The following is an 18,887-nucleotide window of genomic DNA, read 5'->3' on the forward strand; positions in this document are numbered from 1 at the left end:
TTCAAACCACCACATTTTTAAAGTGATCAGGCGAAGCGTATTTAGCTTACCAAAAAAGTGACGACCGTTTTCGGCCCCTCCCTCTTTGATACAGAGTCCACAAAACCTAAAACATAAAACATAAAACCAGGATCACAAGTTCAAGACCTAAAACCTAGTTCAAAACCCTTGACTAATCGTAGGAACATCATGAGGCTGAGACATAAAGCGGTTTTAGCTAAGTAACGCAAGCTGCTCTGCATCACGATTCGCACGATGAATCGCGGTGCAGAGCAGTTTGCGTTACTTGGCGTGGCAAAATGTCCCGCGACTATGCGACTGATGTGTTGGCGAAGGGGCGGCTTGGGATTATGGCAGATTTTAGCGCGAACATTTTGGCTTGCGGGTCGAAATTGGCAGGGTGGTGCGCTACAATTAAATTACCAATCGGAGGCGCTTATGGATTATCAAACCAGTGTTCAATATATTCACCATCTGCCGCGGCTTGCCAAAGACGGCAGCTTGGACCGCATCAACACGTTGCTTGGCGAACTCGGCCATCCTGAGTTCGGCCAAGCGTACATTCATGTCACCGGCACCAATGGCAAAGGCTCTGTGGCCAATGCCATCGCCCATATCTTAGAAGCCAGCGGCAAGACTGTCGGCTTGTTCACCTCACCGTTTATCATGCGCTTCAACGAGCGTTTCATGATCGATCATCAACAGATCCCAGATGCCGTGCTGGCGGTGCAAACCACCGCGGTGGCCCAAGCGTTAGCCAGCTTACAAGCCGCTGATCCGGCTTTTGTGGTGACGGAATTCGAATTCATCACAGCCTTGGCGCTGCGCTATTTTCACATGGCGCATGTAGACGTGGCAGTGATCGAAGTCGGCATCGGCGGCAAGGAAGATTCGACCAATGTGATTTTGCCGCAAGTGGCGGTGATCACCGGCGTGGCCATGGATCATCAAGCATTATTAGGCAACACCATTGAAAGCATCGCCACGCACAAAGCCGGCATCATCAAACCTGGCGTGGTGGCGGTGACTGGCGAGCTGCCAGCAGCTGCGCTTGAAGTGGTGGCCAAGCGCGTGGCCCAAACGCACAGTCCTTGGCAGCGTATTGGTGAAGACTTCACTGCCGGTGCGGCAAGCGTTTTTGACTGGGGACAGCGCTTTGATTATCAAGGCGCCGCTGGCGTGATCAAAGCCGTGACGATTCCTTTGATGGGCACGTATCAACCTGGGAATTTCGCCGTGGCCATCCAAGCGGCGCAAGCCTTCTGTGCCCAAGCGCATTGGCCGCTGGCTGAACAAGAGATCCGCCAAGGTGTGCAAGCCAGCACTTGGCCTGGGCGAATGGAGAAGATCTCCAATGCGCCTTTGATCATCTTGGATGGCGCGCACAATCCGCAAGGCGTGGCCGGCTTGATCGACACCGTGCATGAATTGTTTGGTCAAACGCCGCTTACGGTGATCGCAGGCGTTTTGAAAGACAAAGATGTCACCACGATGGTCGATGCTTTAGGCCACAGCGAACACCGCTTGTGGCTGGTGCCGGTGCCGGATACCCCGCGCGCCACGCAAGCTGATGATTATCCGCAAGGCGTGGTCCATTATCCCGATTGGCAAACGGCCTTGAGCCGATACATGCATGAATTCGCTGATGAACCGCTGATCATCACCGGCTCGCTGTATTTGGTAGCGGCGGTGCGGCAGACCTTGTTAGGAGGACATCAACATGATCCAAACCGTACTGTTTGATTTAGATGGCACTTTAGTGGATTCCGAGCGGGTGTTCTTGCGCGGCAATGTCCAAGCGGCCCACGCTTTGGGCCTTAAGCGCAGCGAAGCGGATTTTTTGCCGTTAGTTGGCGCGGCTGGCGATCATGAGGCCGAATTGATCGATTCACTTGTCGGCGCAGCCAACCGGGCGGCTTTTGTCAGCAAAACGGTGGCTTATGTCGATGACCAATTGGATCATGGGCCAAGTATTGCTTTGCCTGGAGCCGACGAGCTGTTGCAGACGCTGCAGGCCCATGGCCGCCAAGTCGGGGTGGTGACCAGCTCCAGTCCAGCGCATTTAACCCAAGTGCTGCACAATACCGGCTGGCAGGATCGCTTTGATTTGCAAGTCACACTGGCACATGGTGCGCCAAAACCCGCGCCGGATCTTTATCAACACGCCTTGGCGGTGGGGCACTTGGCGCCTGATGCAACCGTGGCCGTTGAAGATACACCACTAGGGGTAGCTGCGGCTGTGGCGGCTGGTCTGAGCTGTGTGCAGGTGCCAGATCTCACGCAAGCCAGCAATCAAGCCACGGTGGTGTTGCGGAATTTGGCGATGGTGGGGCAATGGATTCTCCCAAGATAAATGCGTATATCACTACTAGAGGTGATCGATATGCATTTCAACTTATATGAACGCGTGGCGGCTCACGGTGCGGGTCCTTTAGAAGACGGCGAGCTGTTGCGCGTGTTGTTGCGCAGCGGCAGCGGCACCACGCCGCTGACGAAAACCGTGGCGGCGGTGTTGGCGGCATATCCGCGCTTGGCCAATTTGAATACAGCCACTGTGGCGGATTTAACGGCGCTGCCTGGGATCGGGTTGAGCAAAGCAGTGGGCTTGATCGCGGCACTGGAATTGGGCCAGCGGGTGGTGGCCCAGCAAGCGGCGCGGTTTGGGACGGTGGCGTCTAGTGAAGCCATTGGTGCGCGCTTGATCCGCCAGTGGCAAGGCGTCAGTCAAGAGCAGGTGTTGGCCATTTATGTGGATAGCCAATTGCAGGTGATTGCAGAAGCGATCGTAGCGGTAGGCGGCCAAGATGCCGCCACCATCGATCCGCGCGTGGTGTTTGCCCAAGCGCTGCGGCATAATGCTGCAGCGCTATTATTGGCGCATAATCACCCCAGCGGGCTGGTGACACCAAGTGCCGCTGACGCCTTGACGACTGAGCGGTTTGCGCAAGGCGGGGCGCTTTTGGGGATTTCGTTGTTAGACCACTTGATCATCGGGCACAAGCATTACTATTCGTTTGCACAACATCATCGATTAAATTATTCTAAATAATCGCTGATACACCGCGAAACTGGCGCTGTGAGGTGCGGTTGAAACTTGGTTTGTGCTATAATCTGATAGACCACATTACAGAAACGCGTTGAAGGAGAGAACATCTTGTTTGGATTAGGAGCTAAAAATATCGGGATCGACCTCGGCACCGCCAACACCCTGGTGTACGTTGACGGCAAAGGCATCGTGTTGCACGAACCGTCCGTTGTCGCCAAGAACACACAAAGCGGCGAGATCATCGCTGTTGGGGAAGAAGCACGCGCCATGATCGGCCGCACCCCGGCCAATGTCACTGCGATCCGGCCCATGAAAGACGGCGTGATCGCAGATTATGACACGACTGCCGCTATGCTGAAGTACTTCATGCAGAAGGCTTTAGGGGGCAATACCCATCCGCAAGTGATGATCTGCGTTCCCAGCGGCGTGACTGAAGTGGAGAAGCGGGCGGTCATTGACGCGGCCAAAGTTGCCGGCGCCAAAGAAGCCTTCGTCATCGAAGAGCCATATGCCGCAGCCATCGGTGCCGGTTTGCCGGTAATGGATCCAACTGGCAGCATGGTTGTTGATATCGGCGGCGGTACCACCGACGTGGCCACCATTTCCTTAGGCGGCATCGTATCCAGCCGCTCCATTCGTATGGCTGGCGACAAAATGGACGAATCAGTGATCACATACATTCGCCAGAACTACAACTTGTTGATCGGCGAACGTACCGCCGAAGACATCAAGATGCAATGCGGCAGCGCATCTATCGAACGCTCTGCTGAAATCGACGGCATGACCATTCGCGGCCGCGACTTGTTGACCGGCTTGCCAAAGACAGTTGATGTGACGGCTAAAGATATTGCCACTGCCATTAACGAAACCGTCTTGGCGATCATCGATGCCGTCAAGGAAACCCTTGAAGAAACCAGCCCAGAAATCGCCGCTGACGTGATCGACCACGGCATTGTGCTCACAGGCGGCGGTGCGTTGTTGAAGCATTTGTCTGAAGTGATTTCTGACGCCGCACAAGTCCCTGTCTTTATCGCCCAAGATCCGCTGGATTGTGTCGCGATCGGGACTGGCGAATCCTTGAAGAATATCGACGTTTTGAAGAAACACTAAAGCCAAAAGGGCCGGGTTTTGCTTGGCCCTTTTTCAAATGAGAGAGTGATTATGAACAAGTTCTTTTCCAACAAAAAACTGATCGTGATCATGATCGCGATATTGTGTAGTTTGGGACTGATCTCATATTCAGTCGTGGTGCGGGATAAACGTACCACGCCGCCGGTGTTCCAGGAACTGGGCAATGACGTGGTGGGTATTGGCGCCCGCATCGTCTCCAGCCCTGCTCAGTGGGTCAAAGGCGGCCTGGATGATATCGACGACTTGATCAATACCTACAGTGAAAACAAACGGCTGAAGGCCCAAATCGAAGACTTGGCCCAAACCAAAGTCGAAGCCCAAACGTTGAAAGTCGAGAATGCCGCTTTGAAAAAGCAGCTCAAACTTGACGGCACGCTGACTGATTATACCCAGATCAACGCGTCGGTGATGCTGCGCAGTCCCACTGATTGGCGCAATATTGTGGTGATCAACAAAGGGGCCGGCGCCGGCGTCAAGAAGAACATGCCAGTGCTTTCCGGCTCTGGGGTGGTTGGCCGGGTGGTAGAAGTCAATAACACCAACGCCAAAGTGGAAATGCTGTCCACCGACAACAAAGCCGCAGATCACTTCGCCGCGCAGATCACCTTGAGTTCCGGGGCCACCATTAACGGGGTGATCACCGGTTATCAAGCCAAAACCGGCTACTTGATCTTCGGCCAGCTCAACACGGATAAAGCCATCAAGAAAGGCCAGAAAGTCGTGACGTCTGGCTTAGGCGGTGCCACGCCTAAGGGCTTGTTGTTAGGCACAGTGGAAACGATCAAGAAAGACGATTACGGCTTGGCTGATACGGTTTACTTAAAGCCTGCAGCCAACCTCGATGACTTGTCTGTAGTCACCGTGGTTGCCCGTACGATCGCCAGTCAACAATAGTTGGCCGTGACTGGGCAAAAGGAGGATATGCTTGCAAACTGAACATCCATTTACAAAGCATTGGCTCGTTGGCTTGATCCTTTTTGCAGCGTTGTTGTTAGATGGCGTGTTGAGCCTGGTATTAGGCCAGTGGCTGATGACGGCGCAATTCGTCGGGGTGCCTGAGTTGACCTTGATGACGATGCTGATGATGGTGGTTTTTGTGCCGGATGAGCATTACATCGTGTGGTTTGCCGTTGGGTTCGGCTTGTTGTTTGATGTGATGTATACCGGCGTGCTCGGCGTCAATGCGCTGATTTGGCCGTTGATCATCTACATCGCCAAAGTCTTGCGTGAATATATTCCGCGTTCGCCATTGTTTGTGGCGGCTTTGGTGGTGATCGCCGTCACCTTGTACGGGATTGCCAATTACGCCATGAATCAGCTGATCGGGTACGCCAACAGTAATGTTGCCAACTTGATCGCGGTGCATTTAGGCCCGACTTTATTGGTAAATTTAGTCGGGTTTGCGATTGTGTATTTGCCTTTGAGCCGATTATTGATAAACTTAAAGAGAAGTTAGTTGATACCACCGACTTGTTCGGTGGTGTTTTACGTATCTTGGCGGAAGGACCGCCATCGTGAGGTGAGAATGTGGACGCAGTGATCTTAAAGGGGAGAAAAGACGGCTTTGAGCTGCAGTTGGCTGATACCGCGGATTTTGACGCGATTCTGGCAGGACTTGAACAACTGCTGCAAAAGCTCGCCCAAGACACGCCAGATTCTGGGGTGCAATTCAGCATCACCACCGGCAACCGCTTGTTGACCGGTGATCAACAAACTCAGGTGCGGCGTGTTTTCGACCGCTTCGGACGGTTTGAGATTAAGTCGCTTGTGGCTAATGTGGCGGATGTGGCGGCAGTCAAGGCCCAATGCTTGGCCAAAGCGACACATATCGTCGGCGGGATCGTGCGCTCTGGGCAGTTGTTGGATTACACTGGCGATGTGTTGTTTGTCGGGGTCTTGCACAGCTCCGGGACGCTGCGGGCAACCGGCAGCATCTTCGTGTTAGGCCAAGTCGAAGGGCTTTTGATCGCCGGGGCCAGCGGTGACACCAGTGCGGTGATCGCCGGCGACATCAGCCATGCCGGCCAGATCCGCATTGCCGACACCGTTGAGATCATTGAAGACAATACATATTCAGCCCAGACGTTGACTTATATCAACGATCTGCATATTTTGGAACACGGGCAGATCAGCAGCCTGTCTGCGATGCGGCCGAAACTTTTCCGGAAACTGGAGGATCTGTAATTTGGGAATAGCATTAGTCGTTACATCAGGTAAAGGCGGCGTGGGCAAAACCACGACTTCCGCCAACATCGGCACCGCCTTGGCCTTACAAGGCAAGCGCGTGGTGTTATTAGACCTGGATATCGGGTTGCGCAACTTGGATGTGGTGTTGGGATTGTCCAACCGCATCATTTACGACATTGTCGACGTGACCACCGGCCGCGCCAAGCTGCACCAAGCCTTGATCAAAGACAAGCGCTTTGATGATTTGCTTTATGTTCTGCCTGCCGCTCAGAATGCCGAAAAAGACGCGTTGGAACCAGAACAGGTCAAAGCCATTGTGGCGCAGTTGCGCGATGAATTCGACTTTATCATTCTGGATTCGCCAGCCGGGATCGAACAAGGCTTCCGCAACGCCGTGGAAGGCGCTGATGGGGCGATCGTGGTCACCACACCGGAGATTTCGGCGGTGTCTGATGCCGATCGGGTGGTTGGTTTGTTGGAGCAGCGCGACATGATTTATCCGCCGCGTTTGGTGATCAATCGGATCCGCCAGCATATGATGGATGACGGCCGTTCGATGGATGTCACCGAGATCACTCAGCATTTGGGAATCGATTTGTTAGGGATCATTATCGATTCTGATGATGTGATCGCCACGTCCAACAAAGGCGAAACCGTGGTGATGGATCCGGATAACTTGGCCAGCCGCGGCTATCGCAATATTGCCCGTCGTTTGTTAGGCGAATCGGTGCCGCTGATGAAGCTGGAAGAGAAGAAAGTCGGCTTCTGGGCGCGGTTGTTCCACCGCAGCTAAGTTTGTGGTGGGAGGCCGGGGCGGTTCCGCGCAGCGGCAGGGGGCCGGCGAGTCGGCGCAGGCCAGAAATTCGGCGCGGGGGCAGGCAATGCTGCGGCTAGCCGGCCAGGGAACGGGGTGCGGCGGCTTTTGAGCTAACTCGCCGAAGTGCAGGCGAGTGGATCTCAAAAGCCGCCGTTGTCCTAGGCCGAATGAACCGCTCGGCCAAGGACAATTTCACCCCTGCTGGCCAGCTAGCCTTCGCATTGCCCGCCCCCGTGCCGAATTTCCTACACAATGAACGCCGGCCCGCTACGCTGCACTGTTGCCCGCCGCGTCTTCTGCAGGCTTTTGGCGCTTCGTGATATATCGGTTTGCGTTAAAAGCAGGAATCGTTGCACGCTATGGATAAGGTTGCACGGTTTGTCAACTTTTTCACCCAGCCGAATAAAATGCCGCAAGGGCTTGACAAAGTATTAATAAATGATTAGTCTTAGTCTCATAATAAATCAATGCGTTGAGTGGAAGCGGCATGTTGCGACGATGTCAGCGAGCTGGGAGCAGGTGTAAGCCCAGTGATCGTCTGCATACCTCACATCCACGAGTGCAAGGCTGAATTCAGTAGGTCCTGCCGGTTGGCTCGTTATCGCCGTGGTTGGAAAACAACCCAATGAGGTGACGTCAGTAATGGCGTTGCGAACATGAGGTGGAATCACGGCACGTGCCGTCCTCAAACAGCTTAGGCTGTTTGGGGCTTTTTTTATGTTTTCTAACCACCTGAGGCTTGCGTGGTGATGCGCAGGCGAAGTGAGGTGGCACCACGCACAAAGCGTCCTCTCGTATGCATACGAGTGGGCGCTTTTTTAGTACCAAAGCGCAGCGGCGCGTAAGCCCGTTGCCTTGCGCAGCTCGCCGAAGCAACCAAAGCGAGGCGCATGTCAGGCTCGCCGATACATATTCACCGTCCATTACAGCTTTTGACGAAACAAACAAGGAGGCAATTATCATGACATATATTCTTCAGATCTTACCGGCATTATTATCCGGGGTCAAATTGACCTTGAGTGTGTTCTTCCTGACGTTGATCGGGTCCATTCCGTTGGGCATGTTGCTGTCGGTGGGCTTGATGCATCAAGCCAAATCGATCTTGGGCAAGCTGGGCAATTGGCTGTTGACGGCTTATGTGTGGCTGTTTCGGGGCACGCCATTGCTGTTGCAGCTGATCTTCGTATTCTACGGCTTGCCGCTGGTGGGGATCGTGTTTGACCGCTTCAACGCTGCAATTTTTGCTTTCATCTTGAACTACGCGGCGTATTTTGCTGAAATCTTCCGCGGCGGCTTTGGGGCTGTGGAAGTCGGGCAGTTTGAAGCGGCGACGGTGTTGAACCTGACGCGCTGGCAAACGCTGCGTTATGTGGTGATTCCGCAAGTCTTGAAGATCGTGCTGCCGTCAATGGGGAATGAAGTGATCAACTTGGTCAAGGATTCCAGTTTGGTTTACGTCATCGGCTTAGGCGATCTGTTGCGGGCCGGCAACGTGGCCACGGCGCGCGATGTGACTTTGGTGCCGTTGGTGTTAGTCGGGGCGATTTACCTGCTGATGACCGCCGCACTGACTTGGGCGCAGAAGAAAGTCGAGAAATCATTCTCGTATTACCGCTAGGAGGCAATGGCTATGTTAGAACTCAAGAATATTTCCAAGCAATTTGACAATCAACCAGTCTTACAAGACATTACCGTAACGATCGAAGACCACAAGACTTTGGCGATCGTTGGGCCTTCTGGTGCCGGCAAAACGACGCTGCTGCGGATCATCGCAGGCTTGACGGCAGCCGACGGTGGCGAGTTTGTTTGGCAAGGTAAAACCACCACCCCGCAACAATTGCGCAAAGATGGGGTCATTGGCGTGGTGTTTCAGTCCTTTGAACTGTTTCCAAACATGACGGTGCTTAAGAACATCACTTTGGCGCCGGTGCTGCAAGGCACTAGTCAACAAGAAGCCGATGCTCGGGCCAAAGACTTGTTGGAACAATTGGAACTGGCAGAACAAGCAGAGGCTTATCCGTTCTCCTTGTCTGGGGGCCAAAAGCAGCGCATCGCCATTGCCAGAGCCTTGGCGTTGAACCCGCAGATCTTATTGTATGATGAACCCACCAGCGCCTTGGATCCGAATCTGCGCCATTCTGTGGCCAAGTTGATCAACGCCTTCAAAGCCCAAGGAATGACGCAGGTGGTGGTCACGCATGATATGGATTTTGCCAAAGAAGTTGCCGATACGACCTTCACGGTTTCGAAGCTAGGCGGTGAGCGGTCATGAAGCGTTTCATCAAAGTTGCGTTAGTTGCGTTAGTGGCATGCTTGGCGGTCGCGACTGCCGGTTGTGCCCGCCGTGCTGCTGCAAATTCTTGGCCGCGGATCAAACAAGATAAGAAAGTCGTCATCGGCTTGGATGATTCGTTTGTGCCAATGGGCTTTCGGGAGAAAGACGGCAATCTGAAAGGCTTTGATATTGATTTGGCCAAGGCAGTCTTCAAGTTATATGGCGTCAAAGCGGACTTTCAGCCGATCGAATGGTCGATGAAAGAAACCGAGTTGAAGAACCAAACCATTGACTTGATCTGGAACGGCTACTCGGTTACCCCGGAACGTGAGAAGAAAGTGGCGTTCTCCGATGATTACTTGGTCAATCACCAACTCTTAGTGACCAAAACCAAAGACTCAATCAATTCATTTGCCGACATGAAAGGCAAATCCTTAGGGGTGCAGACTGGTTCCAGCGGTGCTGCAGCCTTGGACAGTTCGCCGAAACTGTTGAAGCAATACATCAAAGGCCAAGATCCTGTGTTGTATGATACTTTCACCAATGCGTTCTTGGACTTGAATGCCGGACGGATCCAAGGCATTTTTATGGATGAAGTGTATGCGCGCTATTACGTCGCGCATCAGAAAGATCCGCAAAGCTACAAGATCTTGACGAGCAAAGGCTTTGCCTCTGAGGCGTTTGCCGTGGGGATGCGCAAGTCGGATCACGTCTTGCAACAGAAGATCAACGACGGCTTTAAGACTTTAGAAGCCAATGGCACTATGGCCAAACTCAAGCACAAGTGGTTTGGCAATGACGCGGATTAGGCCAAACAAGCAAGTTAGTTAATTTTCTGATAAACTGATAGTGCAGCTGCGGCTGCACTATTTTTGTGAGTCTTGAGGAGGTGAAGCTGATGTGGGTGGCGATTGTGATCGCGCTGGTGGTGGTGATCAATGCGCTGTTAGCGGCGATCACCGTGTTCTATCAACCGCGGGATATCGCGGCAACTTGGGCGTGGTTGTTGGTGTTGATGTTGCTGCCAGGCATCGGCTTGGCCTTGTATTGGATCTTTGGCCGCAAGCTGTCTCATAAACGCTTGAATGCGTTGGCCACTTCGCAGCGCTTGGGCATCGATCGGATGGTCGAAGCGCAACAAGAAGCCATCAGCTTAGGCCACGGCTTGATCGGCCATGGTCAAGCTGCCGGGGTGCCAGAACTTGTGCGCAGCTTGTTGCGCACCGATGCGGCGCTGATCACCACCATGAATGATGTGCAACTGTTGTCGTCGCGGCAGACTTTTACACGCTGCTTGTTTGACGATATCCAACAAGCCGTTGATCATATCCACATCGAAGCCTACACCATTGAGCCGGATCAAACCGGCAAGGCGTTGCGCGATTTACTGATCCAGAAGGTGCAAGCTGGCGTGAAGGTGCGCTTGATGTATGATGCATTTGGCTCGCATCGCTTGAATGCCCGCTTCTGGAAGCCGTTGCGGCAAGCTGGCGGACAAGTGGTGCCGTTTTTTGCGACCAGAATGGCGCGCTTTAACCCGCGGATCAACTTCCGCAATCATCGTAAACTGGCGGTGATCGACGGGCGCATCGGGTACATGGGCGGCTTTGATATCGGCAGCTCGCCTAAGCGGTTGGCCATCACGCGCGACATGCAGCTGCGGGTGATCGGCCAGGCGGTGGCGGTGTTGCAGGCGCGGTTTTTCATGGATTGGAACACCACTGCCAAGGTGCAGAAGGTGCATTTTCAACATAGTTATTTCCCAGATCCTGCCGATCACGGCACCACGACGATGCAAATCGTTTCCAGCGGTCCTGAATTGGCCTATGAAACCTTGAAGTTAGGCTATTTGCGCCTGATCGCCATGGCCAAAAGCAGCGTCTGGATCCAAACGCCGTATTTCGTGCCAGACGACAGCTTAATGGATGCCTTGTTGATCGCCATCAACGCCGGTATCGATGTGCGCATCATGGTGCCGCACCACACCAATCAGCCGATGATGGCCAAGGCCTCGCGGTTTTATTTGGATCGCATCGTGTTAGGCGGCGGGCGCGTGTATGAATACGAGCCGAGTTTCTTGCATGCCAAAACGGTCATCGTCGACGCGCGCATCTTGGCAACAGGCACGGCAAATTTCGATATTCGCAGTTTCAAGTTGAATTTCGAAATCGCTGCGTTCTTGTATGACGCCGACAAGGCCAACCAAGCTCGAGCGTTGTTTAAACAAGACATGCGCGCTGCAACGCTGTGGCAAGCTTCTGACGTGGCCAATCAAAGCCGCATGCAGCGCTTGACGGCAGAGCTGGCTCGGTTATTGGCGCCGATCTTGTAGCTTGTCAGCACAAGTGGTCTATGTTATGATGCATCTGTTATTAATTTAAGAGCCCGTCACAAAGGGGAGCCATTGGCTGAGAGTGGGGAAACCCAGACCCTTCGAACCTGTTCGTTAATACGAGCGTAGGGATTGTGAACGTCGTTTTCATACGACCTTCTTTGTGCAGGCTTGCCAAAGGAGGTTTTTTGTATGCACCAATCGAAGCATTTGCAAGTTGTTCTTGAGGTGGCCATCATGGCTGCTTTTGCCATGGCGCTGGAATATTTGCCGCACAAAACCGGCATCAGCTCTGTGGAAATGGTTTATGGTATGATCCCTGTCACAGTCTTGGCCTTGCGCCGCGGCATGCGCCCAGCGATGGCCGCAGGTTTGACTTGGGGAATTTTGGATCTGTTGTTGCGCGGCATCGGCGAAGGCTCGGTGTTGAACTTGTGGCAAGGGTTCATCGAATTCCCAGTGGCTTTCACTGTGGCTGGCTTGGGCGGTTTGTTCTATGCGCCGTTTCAACGGGCGTTGCACGCTGATGCCCAGCACAAAGCGCTGGGTTACGCGATTGCAGCAGTATTAGTAGGCACTTTCGCCAAGTATTTGTGCCACTTCTACGCTGGTTGGGTGTTCTGGGGTTCCTGGGCGCCAAAAGGGATGCCGGCTTGGCTGTACTCGCTGTACATCAATGGTTTGTCTGGTGTCTTCACCAGCTTGTTGACAGCCGTAGTCGTTGGCGCTTTGGTCACGATTGCCAAGCACCTGTTCTTGCCTAAGCTGCAAGCAGGCTTAGCGCAAAGTTAACTGAAACATTCGCCGCTACTTTCAATCTATGCAGATTGAAGGTAGCGGCGTTTTTGGTGGGACCGGACTAGTGAAGCTGCGCGGCGGGGGCGTCAGCGGTGGGCACAGGCAGTGCGGCCGGCTTCAACCGCGCAGAAATTCGCGCGTTTTACGCCTAAGTTTCGAGCCCCGCATCGCTTCGCTTCACTAGTCCTGCGTTATGTGCAACAAGTTAGATACTGGCTGGCTTGACTGTGGTTGGAATAGGCTGTGAAGTAATGTCAATTGTGGTGATTTGCTGTGTTCTCAACTGAATACTGGATCAATTACCAACCTGAATCCTACTGTGGAGGAAATGGCAACCGGGGGCAGCTGGGGCGGAGGCCAAATGGCGTCAGGGGTGTCGTTGTTCTTAGCACCGCAGCGCAACGCGCGGAGGCGCTTAGAACAAGGCGTGTGTCAGAGATCCACTTTGCGTACGGAGCGCGGCGGAGACGCAAAGTTAGCACAGACTGCGCCCATCCCTCTACTTCGGTCGCCACGCCATTTGGCCGTAGTCCCAGCTGCCCCCGGTTGCCATTTCCGGCCCCATAAGAAAAGCCCCTGCACCACAGCAACAGCTGCAGTCCAAGGACTCGTGTGATATTAACGTTGTTGTGCGTTCTGGTCAGCCTGTAAATACACTCACTGCTGCCAACAGGGAGCCCAGGATGGTCACGATGAGCATTGCCCAAGCTGCAATGTGGGTGATCCACCAGAACTTGGTATGTGGTTCTCGCTTCATGAAGCCGCCTCCTTGCCGATATTCTCTCTTGTAGTGTACACGCCTTAAGAGCGGTTGTCTATTGCAGGCTTTTCAAGCGAGCATTTAGCAGGTACACTGAACTTATCAAACAGGAGGTGGGGCAGATGCGGCTGCTTTGGATCATACTGCCAGTAAGCTTGTGGCTGATTTTGCTGGTGCTGGTCGCCAAAGTGCATTACCAGCGAAATTTATTCTATACATTCATGAGCATCGTGTCATTAGTGGCAATTTGGCAGCTGACACAGCGCAGTTTGACCAATTATTTGTGGGTGGTGTTATTTTCCGCCGTTATTGTTGCGATGTTGACGGCGTTCTTACAGCTGGCTCAGCTAGGCGACTTGTTATTTCACCGCTATTTCCACCAACTGGCCCGCATCATGGTCCTGGCCACCACTTGCTGGTGGCTGGGTGCGATTTATTTGACAAAATAGGGCGGACGCCCCACAGCCGCCCACCTGCAATAAACCCTGTCAACCACGGCGTTGGCGGGGTTATTTTGTTACAAATATTAAGAATTCGAATGAGCATGATGGAATAATGGTGAGATTGTGGTGGAACGTGGGGGATTGTGGTAGACTAAAATCAACGTTGGGAGGCGAAGCCATGCTGATGGGCGAGTTTCATCACACGATCGATGCCAAAGGGCGCTTGATCATCCCGGCCAAGTTCCGAGAGGTCCTTGGCCCGGCATTTGTGTTGACTCGCGGCATGGATGGTTGCTTATTCGGCTACCCCGCCGACCAATGGCAGAAATTGCAAGATAAATTAGCGACGTTACCGCTTACCAAGAAAAGTGCGCGGACCTTCTCGCGGATGCTGCTGGCAGGAGCGAGTGAATGCGAACTCGACAAACAAGGCCGCATCAACTTGCCCAACAACTTGATCGCCCATGCGGCATTGACCAAAGATTGTGTGTTGATCGGCGTGTCCAGCCGCATTGAGATCTGGAGCGCTGAACGCTGGGCTGCTTATGCAACTGATGCTGAAGACGACTTCGACAATATTGCCGAAAATCTAATCGACTTTGGACTGTGACTGATGACAGAATTCACTCATGAAACCGTGCTGCTCAAAGAAGCCACGGCTTATCTCAACGTTAAACCAGACGGGATCTATGTCGACGCCACTTTAGGGCGCGCCGGCCATACCAAAGAGCTGCTTAAGCAGTTGACTAGCGGGCAGTTGTACGCTTTTGATCAGGATCAAGAAGCCATTTCTGCAGTGCAGCAAGCCTTAGTGCCATGGCCTGAGAATTTGCATCTGATCCACACCAACTTCCGCAACTTGACCGATGCTTTAGCAGAAGCAGGCGTCACTGGTATCGACGGCGTCTTATACGATCTTGGGGTGAGTTCGCCTCAGTTTGACGATTCTAAGCGCGGTTTCTCCTATCGCTTTGATGCCCCGCTGGACATGCGAATGGATCAAAGCCAGACCTTGACCGCTAAGATCGTGATCAACGACTGGTCGTTCAACGATTTGGTGCGGATCTTCTCGCGTTATGGTGAAGAGAAGTTTGCCAAGTCCATTGCCAGGCAAATCGAAGCGGCCCGCGCTGTGAAGCCGATCGAGACAACTTTTGAATTAGTCGAACTGATCAAACAAGGCATTCCGGCTAAAGCGCGGCGCACCGGCGGCCATCCGGCCAAGCGTGTGTTTCAAGCGGTGCGCATCGCCGTCAATGATGAATTAGGCGCTTTGGAAGCTTCCTTGGAACAAGCGGTGAAATTGCTTAATCCAGGTGGGCGCATCAGCGTCATCACCTTCCAGTCGCTGGAAGATCGCTTGGTCAAGACGATGTTTAAGGAATTGACCAGTATCCCTGATCTGCCGCGCGACTTGCCGGTGATCCCAGCGGGTTTGCAGCCTGATTACAAGCTGGTATCCCGCAAACCGATCTTGCCGTCTGCAGATGAGTTAGAACATAACCATCGCGCCCATAGCGCGAAATTGCGTGTGCTAGAGAAACTTGTGAAGGGAGGTGCACCGCATGCAGGATAATACTGCTCGTCAACTTGTTGCACCGGCGCCTAATCAAGCGCCAACACCGCAAGCCGTGCCGCATCAGGCCCCTGAAGTCGTGGCTGTCCCTAAGCCGAAACCGCGGTTTGCGCCTTTTGAACGCGTCTTAGCCGCCTTGTGCGGCATGGCAGCGTGTGTTTTATGTCTGTTATACCTCAATACGCAAAATCAGCTGGCGAACGCCAACCGTACATATCAAGATGTGCAAGCGAAGATCGCCACTCAAGACCAAAGCGTGACTGACCTCAAGCAAACCATCGGTGAATTATCCAACTCAAATCGTCTCAGCAGCTTCGCGAAGGCCCATGGCCTGACGGTGATCGAAAAGAACATTAAGCGTGTGAATAAGTAAATGGCTAAACAAACTCTCAAACGACAGGCAAAAGCGACACATCCGACCCGTAATCGACGGTGGTTTGGCATCTTCATGATGCTGGCGACGTTGGCCGGGTTGGTCGCGTTTACTTGTCGTTTTTTTTATGTTGGCGCCGGCGGTAAAGTCGACTCGCAAAACCTCAGTCAATATCGCCAGAAAGTCGTCGCCACCAATCAAGTGCTTAAAGCCAAGCGCGGGACGATATACGACCGCGACGGTGGGGTGATCGCCGAAGATTCTAATACATACACAGTGTTTGCAATCATCGATCACAATTATGTCAACGGCAAGAAGAAATTATATGTGCAAGACAAAGCCAAAACCGCTCGGGTCCTGGCCAAATACCTGCCAATGGCCGAAAGCAAGATCTTAAGCATCATGTCGCCTAAAACCAATCAGTTTCAGGTGGAATTCGGCCAAGCCGGCACTGGCTTAAGCCTGGCCACGAAGCAAGCCATTCAGAAAGAACACCTGCCAGGCATCGACTTCACTGACAGTCCGGCGCGTTTGTATCCCAATGGCGTGTTTGCCAGTCATGTGATCGGCTTGGCGCAAGCGCCAACGCATGCCAAAAGCACCGATCAACTGGTTGGCGTGATGGGCTTAGAGCAGCAATTTAACAGGATCTTAACCGGCAAGAATGGCTATAAAAGCGCGCAAGTGGATGCTTATGGCTATCAATTGCCTGAATCCAAAGTCAAAGCCAAAGCCGCACAAGACGGCGGTTCAGTGGCGACGACCATCGATACCAGCTTGCAAAGCTATTTGGAAACGTTGATGACTACCGTTGCCGGCAAATATCAGCCTAAGTCGTTGTTGGCTGTGTTAGAAGATCCCAAAACCGGCGAGATCTTAGCCGCGTCGCAACGACCGACTTTTGATCCGTCGACTGGCGAAGGGTTGTCCAGCATGTGGCGCGATATCTTAGTCGAAGATAATTACGAACCAGGGTCGGTAATGAAGATGTTCACCTTGGCCAGTGCGATTCAAAGCGGCAATTATCATCCCAACAACTATTACAAGTCAGGTTCGGTGAAAATCGCCGGCACCACCATCCGCGATTGGTCAACCAGCATGAACGGCACCAATTGGGGGACGATTCCTTTGAGCCAAGCTTTCCCGCGCTCCAGTAACGTCGGGATGGTCAAGATCGAACAAACCATGGGCGCAACGGTGTTTTCTGAATACTTGCGCAAATTTGGGTTCGGCCAACAAACCGGCATTTCCTTGCCTGGTGAAACCAGCGGCTCCTTTGACTTTGGCAGTTATCTGGATTCAGCCATGGCCAGCTTCGGTCAAAGTATCGACGTCAATGCCGCGCAACTGCTGCAAGGCGCCACGGCGATCGCCAATGGCGGCACCATGGTCAAGCCGCGCTTGGTGTCGAAGATCACCAGTCGCAGCGGCAAAGTCACCAATTACGGCCGCAAAGTGGTGGGCAAACCAATTTCCAAAGCCACCAGCAAAGCAGTTATCGCTGCCATGCGCCAAGTCATCACCGCCAAATACGGTACCGGTGGTGCATATAAGATGCCTGGCGTGGATCTGGCGGTGAAAACTGGCACGGCGCAAATTGCCAGCGCTAAAGGCTACTTGACTGGCAATAGCAACTATGTGTTCTCGGTGATGGGCATGGCACCGGCGTCCAATCCGAAATATGTGTTGTACATCGCCATGAAGCAGCCGCAAAAGCTTACTGAACCTGCCGAATCGATCATGGCCCAAATTTTCAAGCCGATGATGGCACGGGCCTTAGCCTTAGATGGCGGCAGCAGTGCTACTGCGGCTAGTGAAACAGCTACTGTACCTAACGTGACCAATAACGCGTTGGCCACAGCCCAGCAGAAGCTCACCAACGCAGGCTTTAGCGCCGCAACAGTCGGTACCGGCACCACGGTGGTGCAACAATTGCCGACTGCTGGCGGCAGCGCACTTAAAAGCGCCCATGTTGTCTTGTTGACTAATGGGGCGATGACCATGCCGAACGTCTCTGGCTGGGCCAAGAGTGATGTGTTAAAATTGGCCCAGTTGACTGGCAAGCAATTCACCTTGACCGGCTCAGGCTATGCCACTGCCCAAAGTCTTAAGGCTGGGTCAGTGCTAGGCGATCAAGCGGTGACGATTCAGTTCAAACAAAAATAATCATTAAGGGGCGTATCATGGAATTAGCACAAATGTTGATCCCGATGGTGGCGGCATTTGCCATCACGGTGATCGTGTTGCCGTTATTTATCGGCTACATGCGATTCAAGAAGGAAGGCCAAATGATCCGCGAAGAAGGCCCGAAATGGCACGCCAAGAAAAGCGGCACCCCAACCATGGGTGGGGTGGTGTTCATTGTGGCGATCATCGTCGCTGCGATCGGTTCCGCAATTTGGGTCCATCAACTCGACACCTCGGTGTGGGTGGCGTTGTTCATCTTGTTGTTGTACGGGATCTTAGGTTTTGTTGATGATTTCGTGAAGCTGTTTCATCACCAGAATGAAGGCCTCAAAGCCTGGCAGAAACTGCTGGGTCAAATCATCGGGGCGATCGTCTTGGTGGTGGCGTATTTGCATGAAGGCTTCTCGCATGGCATCAGTGTGCCGTTTGTCGGTGAAGTCAATGCGTTATGGTTCTTTGTACTTTTTGCGATCGTGTGGCTGGTAGGCTTTTCGAACGCTGTGAACTTGTCAGACGGGTTAGACGGCTTAGTGGCCGGCTTGTCGATGGTGGCGTTTGGCACTTATGCGGTGATCGCAGCGCATGACGGCCGCATCGATGTCTTGGTGATCTGCTTGGTTACCATTGGCGCAATGATCGGGTTCTTGTTGTTTAACCACAAGCCGGCGCAGATCTTTATGGGCGACACCGGGTCCTTGGCTTTAGGCGGCATGCTGGCGGCGGTATCGATCCTGTTGAACCGCGAATGGTCGCTGCTTTTGGTCGGATTGGTGTTTGTTTGTGAAACCGCCAGTGTGATTATTCAAGTGGTGTCGTTTAAAACCACTGGTCATCGGGTGTTTAAGATGAGTCCGATCCACCATCATTTCGAAATGTTAGGCTGGTCGGAATGGCGCGTGGACATCACCTTCTGGGTGGTGGGATTGATCGCAAGTGGCATTTATCTATTACTATTCCTGTAG

Annotated in this window: 20 protein-coding genes and 1 riboswitch; of the genes, 19 read left to right on the plus strand and 1 reads right to left on the minus strand. The window is 53.1% G+C overall.

The genetic code is table 11. The features are described 5' to 3' along the window. Positions 1-438 precede the first annotated feature (438 nt). The 13 genes from ACGG90_RS08435 to thiT all read left to right on the plus strand — a co-directional run bounded on the left by ACGG90_RS08435 (position 439) and on the right by thiT (position 12,580). Positions 439-1,743 carry a bifunctional folylpolyglutamate synthase/dihydrofolate synthase gene (locus tag ACGG90_RS08435; RefSeq protein WP_390408249.1) on the plus strand — a complete coding sequence of 435 codons (1,305 nt, stop codon included), beginning with the start codon at positions 439-441 and terminating at the stop codon, positions 1,741-1,743. Beyond that, positions 1,721-2,353 (plus strand): HAD family hydrolase, encoded by a 633-nt coding sequence (locus ACGG90_RS08440; protein ID WP_390408252.1) that lies wholly within the window; start codon positions 1,721-1,723, stop codon positions 2,351-2,353. Before ACGG90_RS08435 ends, ACGG90_RS08440 begins: the two co-directional genes overlap by 23 nt. A gap of 30 nt (positions 2,354-2,383) precedes the next feature. After that, the gene (gene radC / locus ACGG90_RS08445; RefSeq protein WP_390408255.1) at positions 2,384-3,049 is read left to right on the plus strand and encodes a RadC family protein; all 666 of its coding nucleotides are present in this window, start codon (positions 2,384-2,386) and stop codon (positions 3,047-3,049) included. Between the two features lie 105 nt (positions 3,050-3,154). Continuing rightward, positions 3,155-4,156, plus strand: coding sequence for a rod shape-determining protein (locus ACGG90_RS08450; RefSeq protein WP_390408258.1), 1,002 nt, complete (start codon positions 3,155-3,157; stop codon positions 4,154-4,156). 51 nt (positions 4,157-4,207) lie between these two features. Beyond that, entirely contained in the window at positions 4,208-5,071 is an 864-nt protein-coding gene (gene mreC / locus ACGG90_RS08455; protein ID WP_390408261.1) for a rod shape-determining protein MreC, read from the plus strand. Between the two features lie 31 nt (positions 5,072-5,102). Next, complete coding sequence (mreD, locus tag ACGG90_RS08460; RefSeq protein ID WP_390408264.1) at positions 5,103-5,633, plus strand: rod shape-determining protein MreD; 531 nt, start codon at positions 5,103-5,105, stop codon at positions 5,631-5,633. A 71-nt stretch (positions 5,634-5,704) separates the two neighbouring features. After that, positions 5,705-6,361 carry a septum site-determining protein MinC gene (locus ACGG90_RS08465; RefSeq protein WP_390408267.1) on the plus strand — a complete coding sequence of 219 codons (657 nt, stop codon included), beginning with the start codon at positions 5,705-5,707 and terminating at the stop codon, positions 6,359-6,361. Between the two features lies 1 nt (position 6,362). Beyond that, complete coding sequence (minD, locus tag ACGG90_RS08470) at positions 6,363-7,157, plus strand: septum site-determining protein MinD (RefSeq protein WP_390408270.1); 795 nt, start codon at positions 6,363-6,365, stop codon at positions 7,155-7,157. A 985-nt stretch (positions 7,158-8,142) separates the two neighbouring features. Then, positions 8,143-8,799, plus strand: a complete 657-nt coding sequence (locus ACGG90_RS08475; RefSeq protein WP_390408273.1) for an amino acid ABC transporter permease — start codon at positions 8,143-8,145, stop codon at positions 8,797-8,799. A 12-nt stretch (positions 8,800-8,811) separates the two neighbouring features. Continuing rightward, on the plus strand, positions 8,812-9,453 hold the full coding sequence (locus tag ACGG90_RS08480) for an amino acid ABC transporter ATP-binding protein (RefSeq protein ID WP_390408275.1): 642 nt from the start codon (positions 8,812-8,814) through the stop codon (positions 9,451-9,453). Then, on the plus strand, positions 9,450-10,265 hold the full coding sequence (locus ACGG90_RS08485; RefSeq protein WP_390408278.1) for an amino acid ABC transporter substrate-binding protein: 816 nt from the start codon (positions 9,450-9,452) through the stop codon (positions 10,263-10,265). Before ACGG90_RS08480 ends, ACGG90_RS08485 begins: the two co-directional genes overlap by 4 nt. 89 nt (positions 10,266-10,354) lie before the next feature. Next, positions 10,355-11,788, plus strand: coding sequence for a cardiolipin synthase (gene cls / locus ACGG90_RS08490; protein WP_390408280.1), 1,434 nt, complete (start codon positions 10,355-10,357; stop codon positions 11,786-11,788). A 52-nt stretch (positions 11,789-11,840) separates the two neighbouring features. Further along, positions 11,841-11,937, plus strand: a riboswitch (TPP riboswitch). Positions 11,938-11,980: 43 nt separating this feature from the next. Beyond that, a complete protein-coding gene (thiT, locus tag ACGG90_RS08495; RefSeq protein WP_390408283.1) occupies positions 11,981-12,580 on the plus strand; it encodes an energy-coupled thiamine transporter ThiT in 600 nt (199 codons plus the stop codon). A gap of 646 nt (positions 12,581-13,226) precedes the next feature. On the opposite strand, the gene ACGG90_RS08500 is transcribed toward thiT, so the two are convergent. Continuing rightward, positions 13,227-13,343 (minus strand): DUF4044 domain-containing protein, encoded by a 117-nt coding sequence (locus tag ACGG90_RS08500; protein WP_390408286.1) that lies wholly within the window; start codon positions 13,341-13,343, stop codon positions 13,227-13,229. 125 nt (positions 13,344-13,468) lie between these two features. On the opposite strand from ACGG90_RS08500, the gene ACGG90_RS08505 reads away from it, so the two are divergent. The 6 genes from ACGG90_RS08505 (at position 13,469) to mraY (ending at position 18,887) form a co-directional block, all read left to right on the plus strand. Further along, positions 13,469-13,795 (plus strand): hypothetical protein, encoded by a 327-nt coding sequence (locus tag ACGG90_RS08505; protein ID WP_390408288.1) that lies wholly within the window; start codon positions 13,469-13,471, stop codon positions 13,793-13,795. Positions 13,796-13,967: 172 nt separating this feature from the next. Beyond that, entirely contained in the window at positions 13,968-14,399 is a 432-nt protein-coding gene (mraZ, locus tag ACGG90_RS08510) for a division/cell wall cluster transcriptional repressor MraZ (RefSeq protein ID WP_390408290.1), read from the plus strand. A 3-nt stretch (positions 14,400-14,402) separates the two neighbouring features. Then, on the plus strand, positions 14,403-15,365 hold the full coding sequence (gene rsmH / locus ACGG90_RS08515; protein WP_390408291.1) for a 16S rRNA (cytosine(1402)-N(4))-methyltransferase RsmH: 963 nt from the start codon (positions 14,403-14,405) through the stop codon (positions 15,363-15,365). Beyond that, positions 15,355-15,738 (plus strand): cell division protein FtsL, encoded by a 384-nt coding sequence (ftsL, locus tag ACGG90_RS08520; RefSeq protein ID WP_390408292.1) that lies wholly within the window; start codon positions 15,355-15,357, stop codon positions 15,736-15,738. Before rsmH ends, ftsL begins: the two co-directional genes overlap by 11 nt. Further along, positions 15,739-17,904 carry a penicillin-binding protein gene (locus ACGG90_RS08525; RefSeq protein ID WP_390408295.1) on the plus strand — a complete coding sequence of 722 codons (2,166 nt, stop codon included), beginning with the start codon at positions 15,739-15,741 and terminating at the stop codon, positions 17,902-17,904. It abuts the gene before it with no gap. A gap of 17 nt (positions 17,905-17,921) precedes the next feature. Beyond that, on the plus strand, positions 17,922-18,887 hold the full coding sequence (mraY, locus tag ACGG90_RS08530; protein ID WP_390408297.1) for a phospho-N-acetylmuramoyl-pentapeptide-transferase: 966 nt from the start codon (positions 17,922-17,924) through the stop codon (positions 18,885-18,887).

Origin of the sequence: Lacticaseibacillus jixiensis, from assembly GCF_042847315.1 — a bacterium.
Classification (GTDB): Bacteria; Bacillota; Bacilli; order Lactobacillales; family Lactobacillaceae; genus Lacticaseibacillus; species Lacticaseibacillus jixiensis.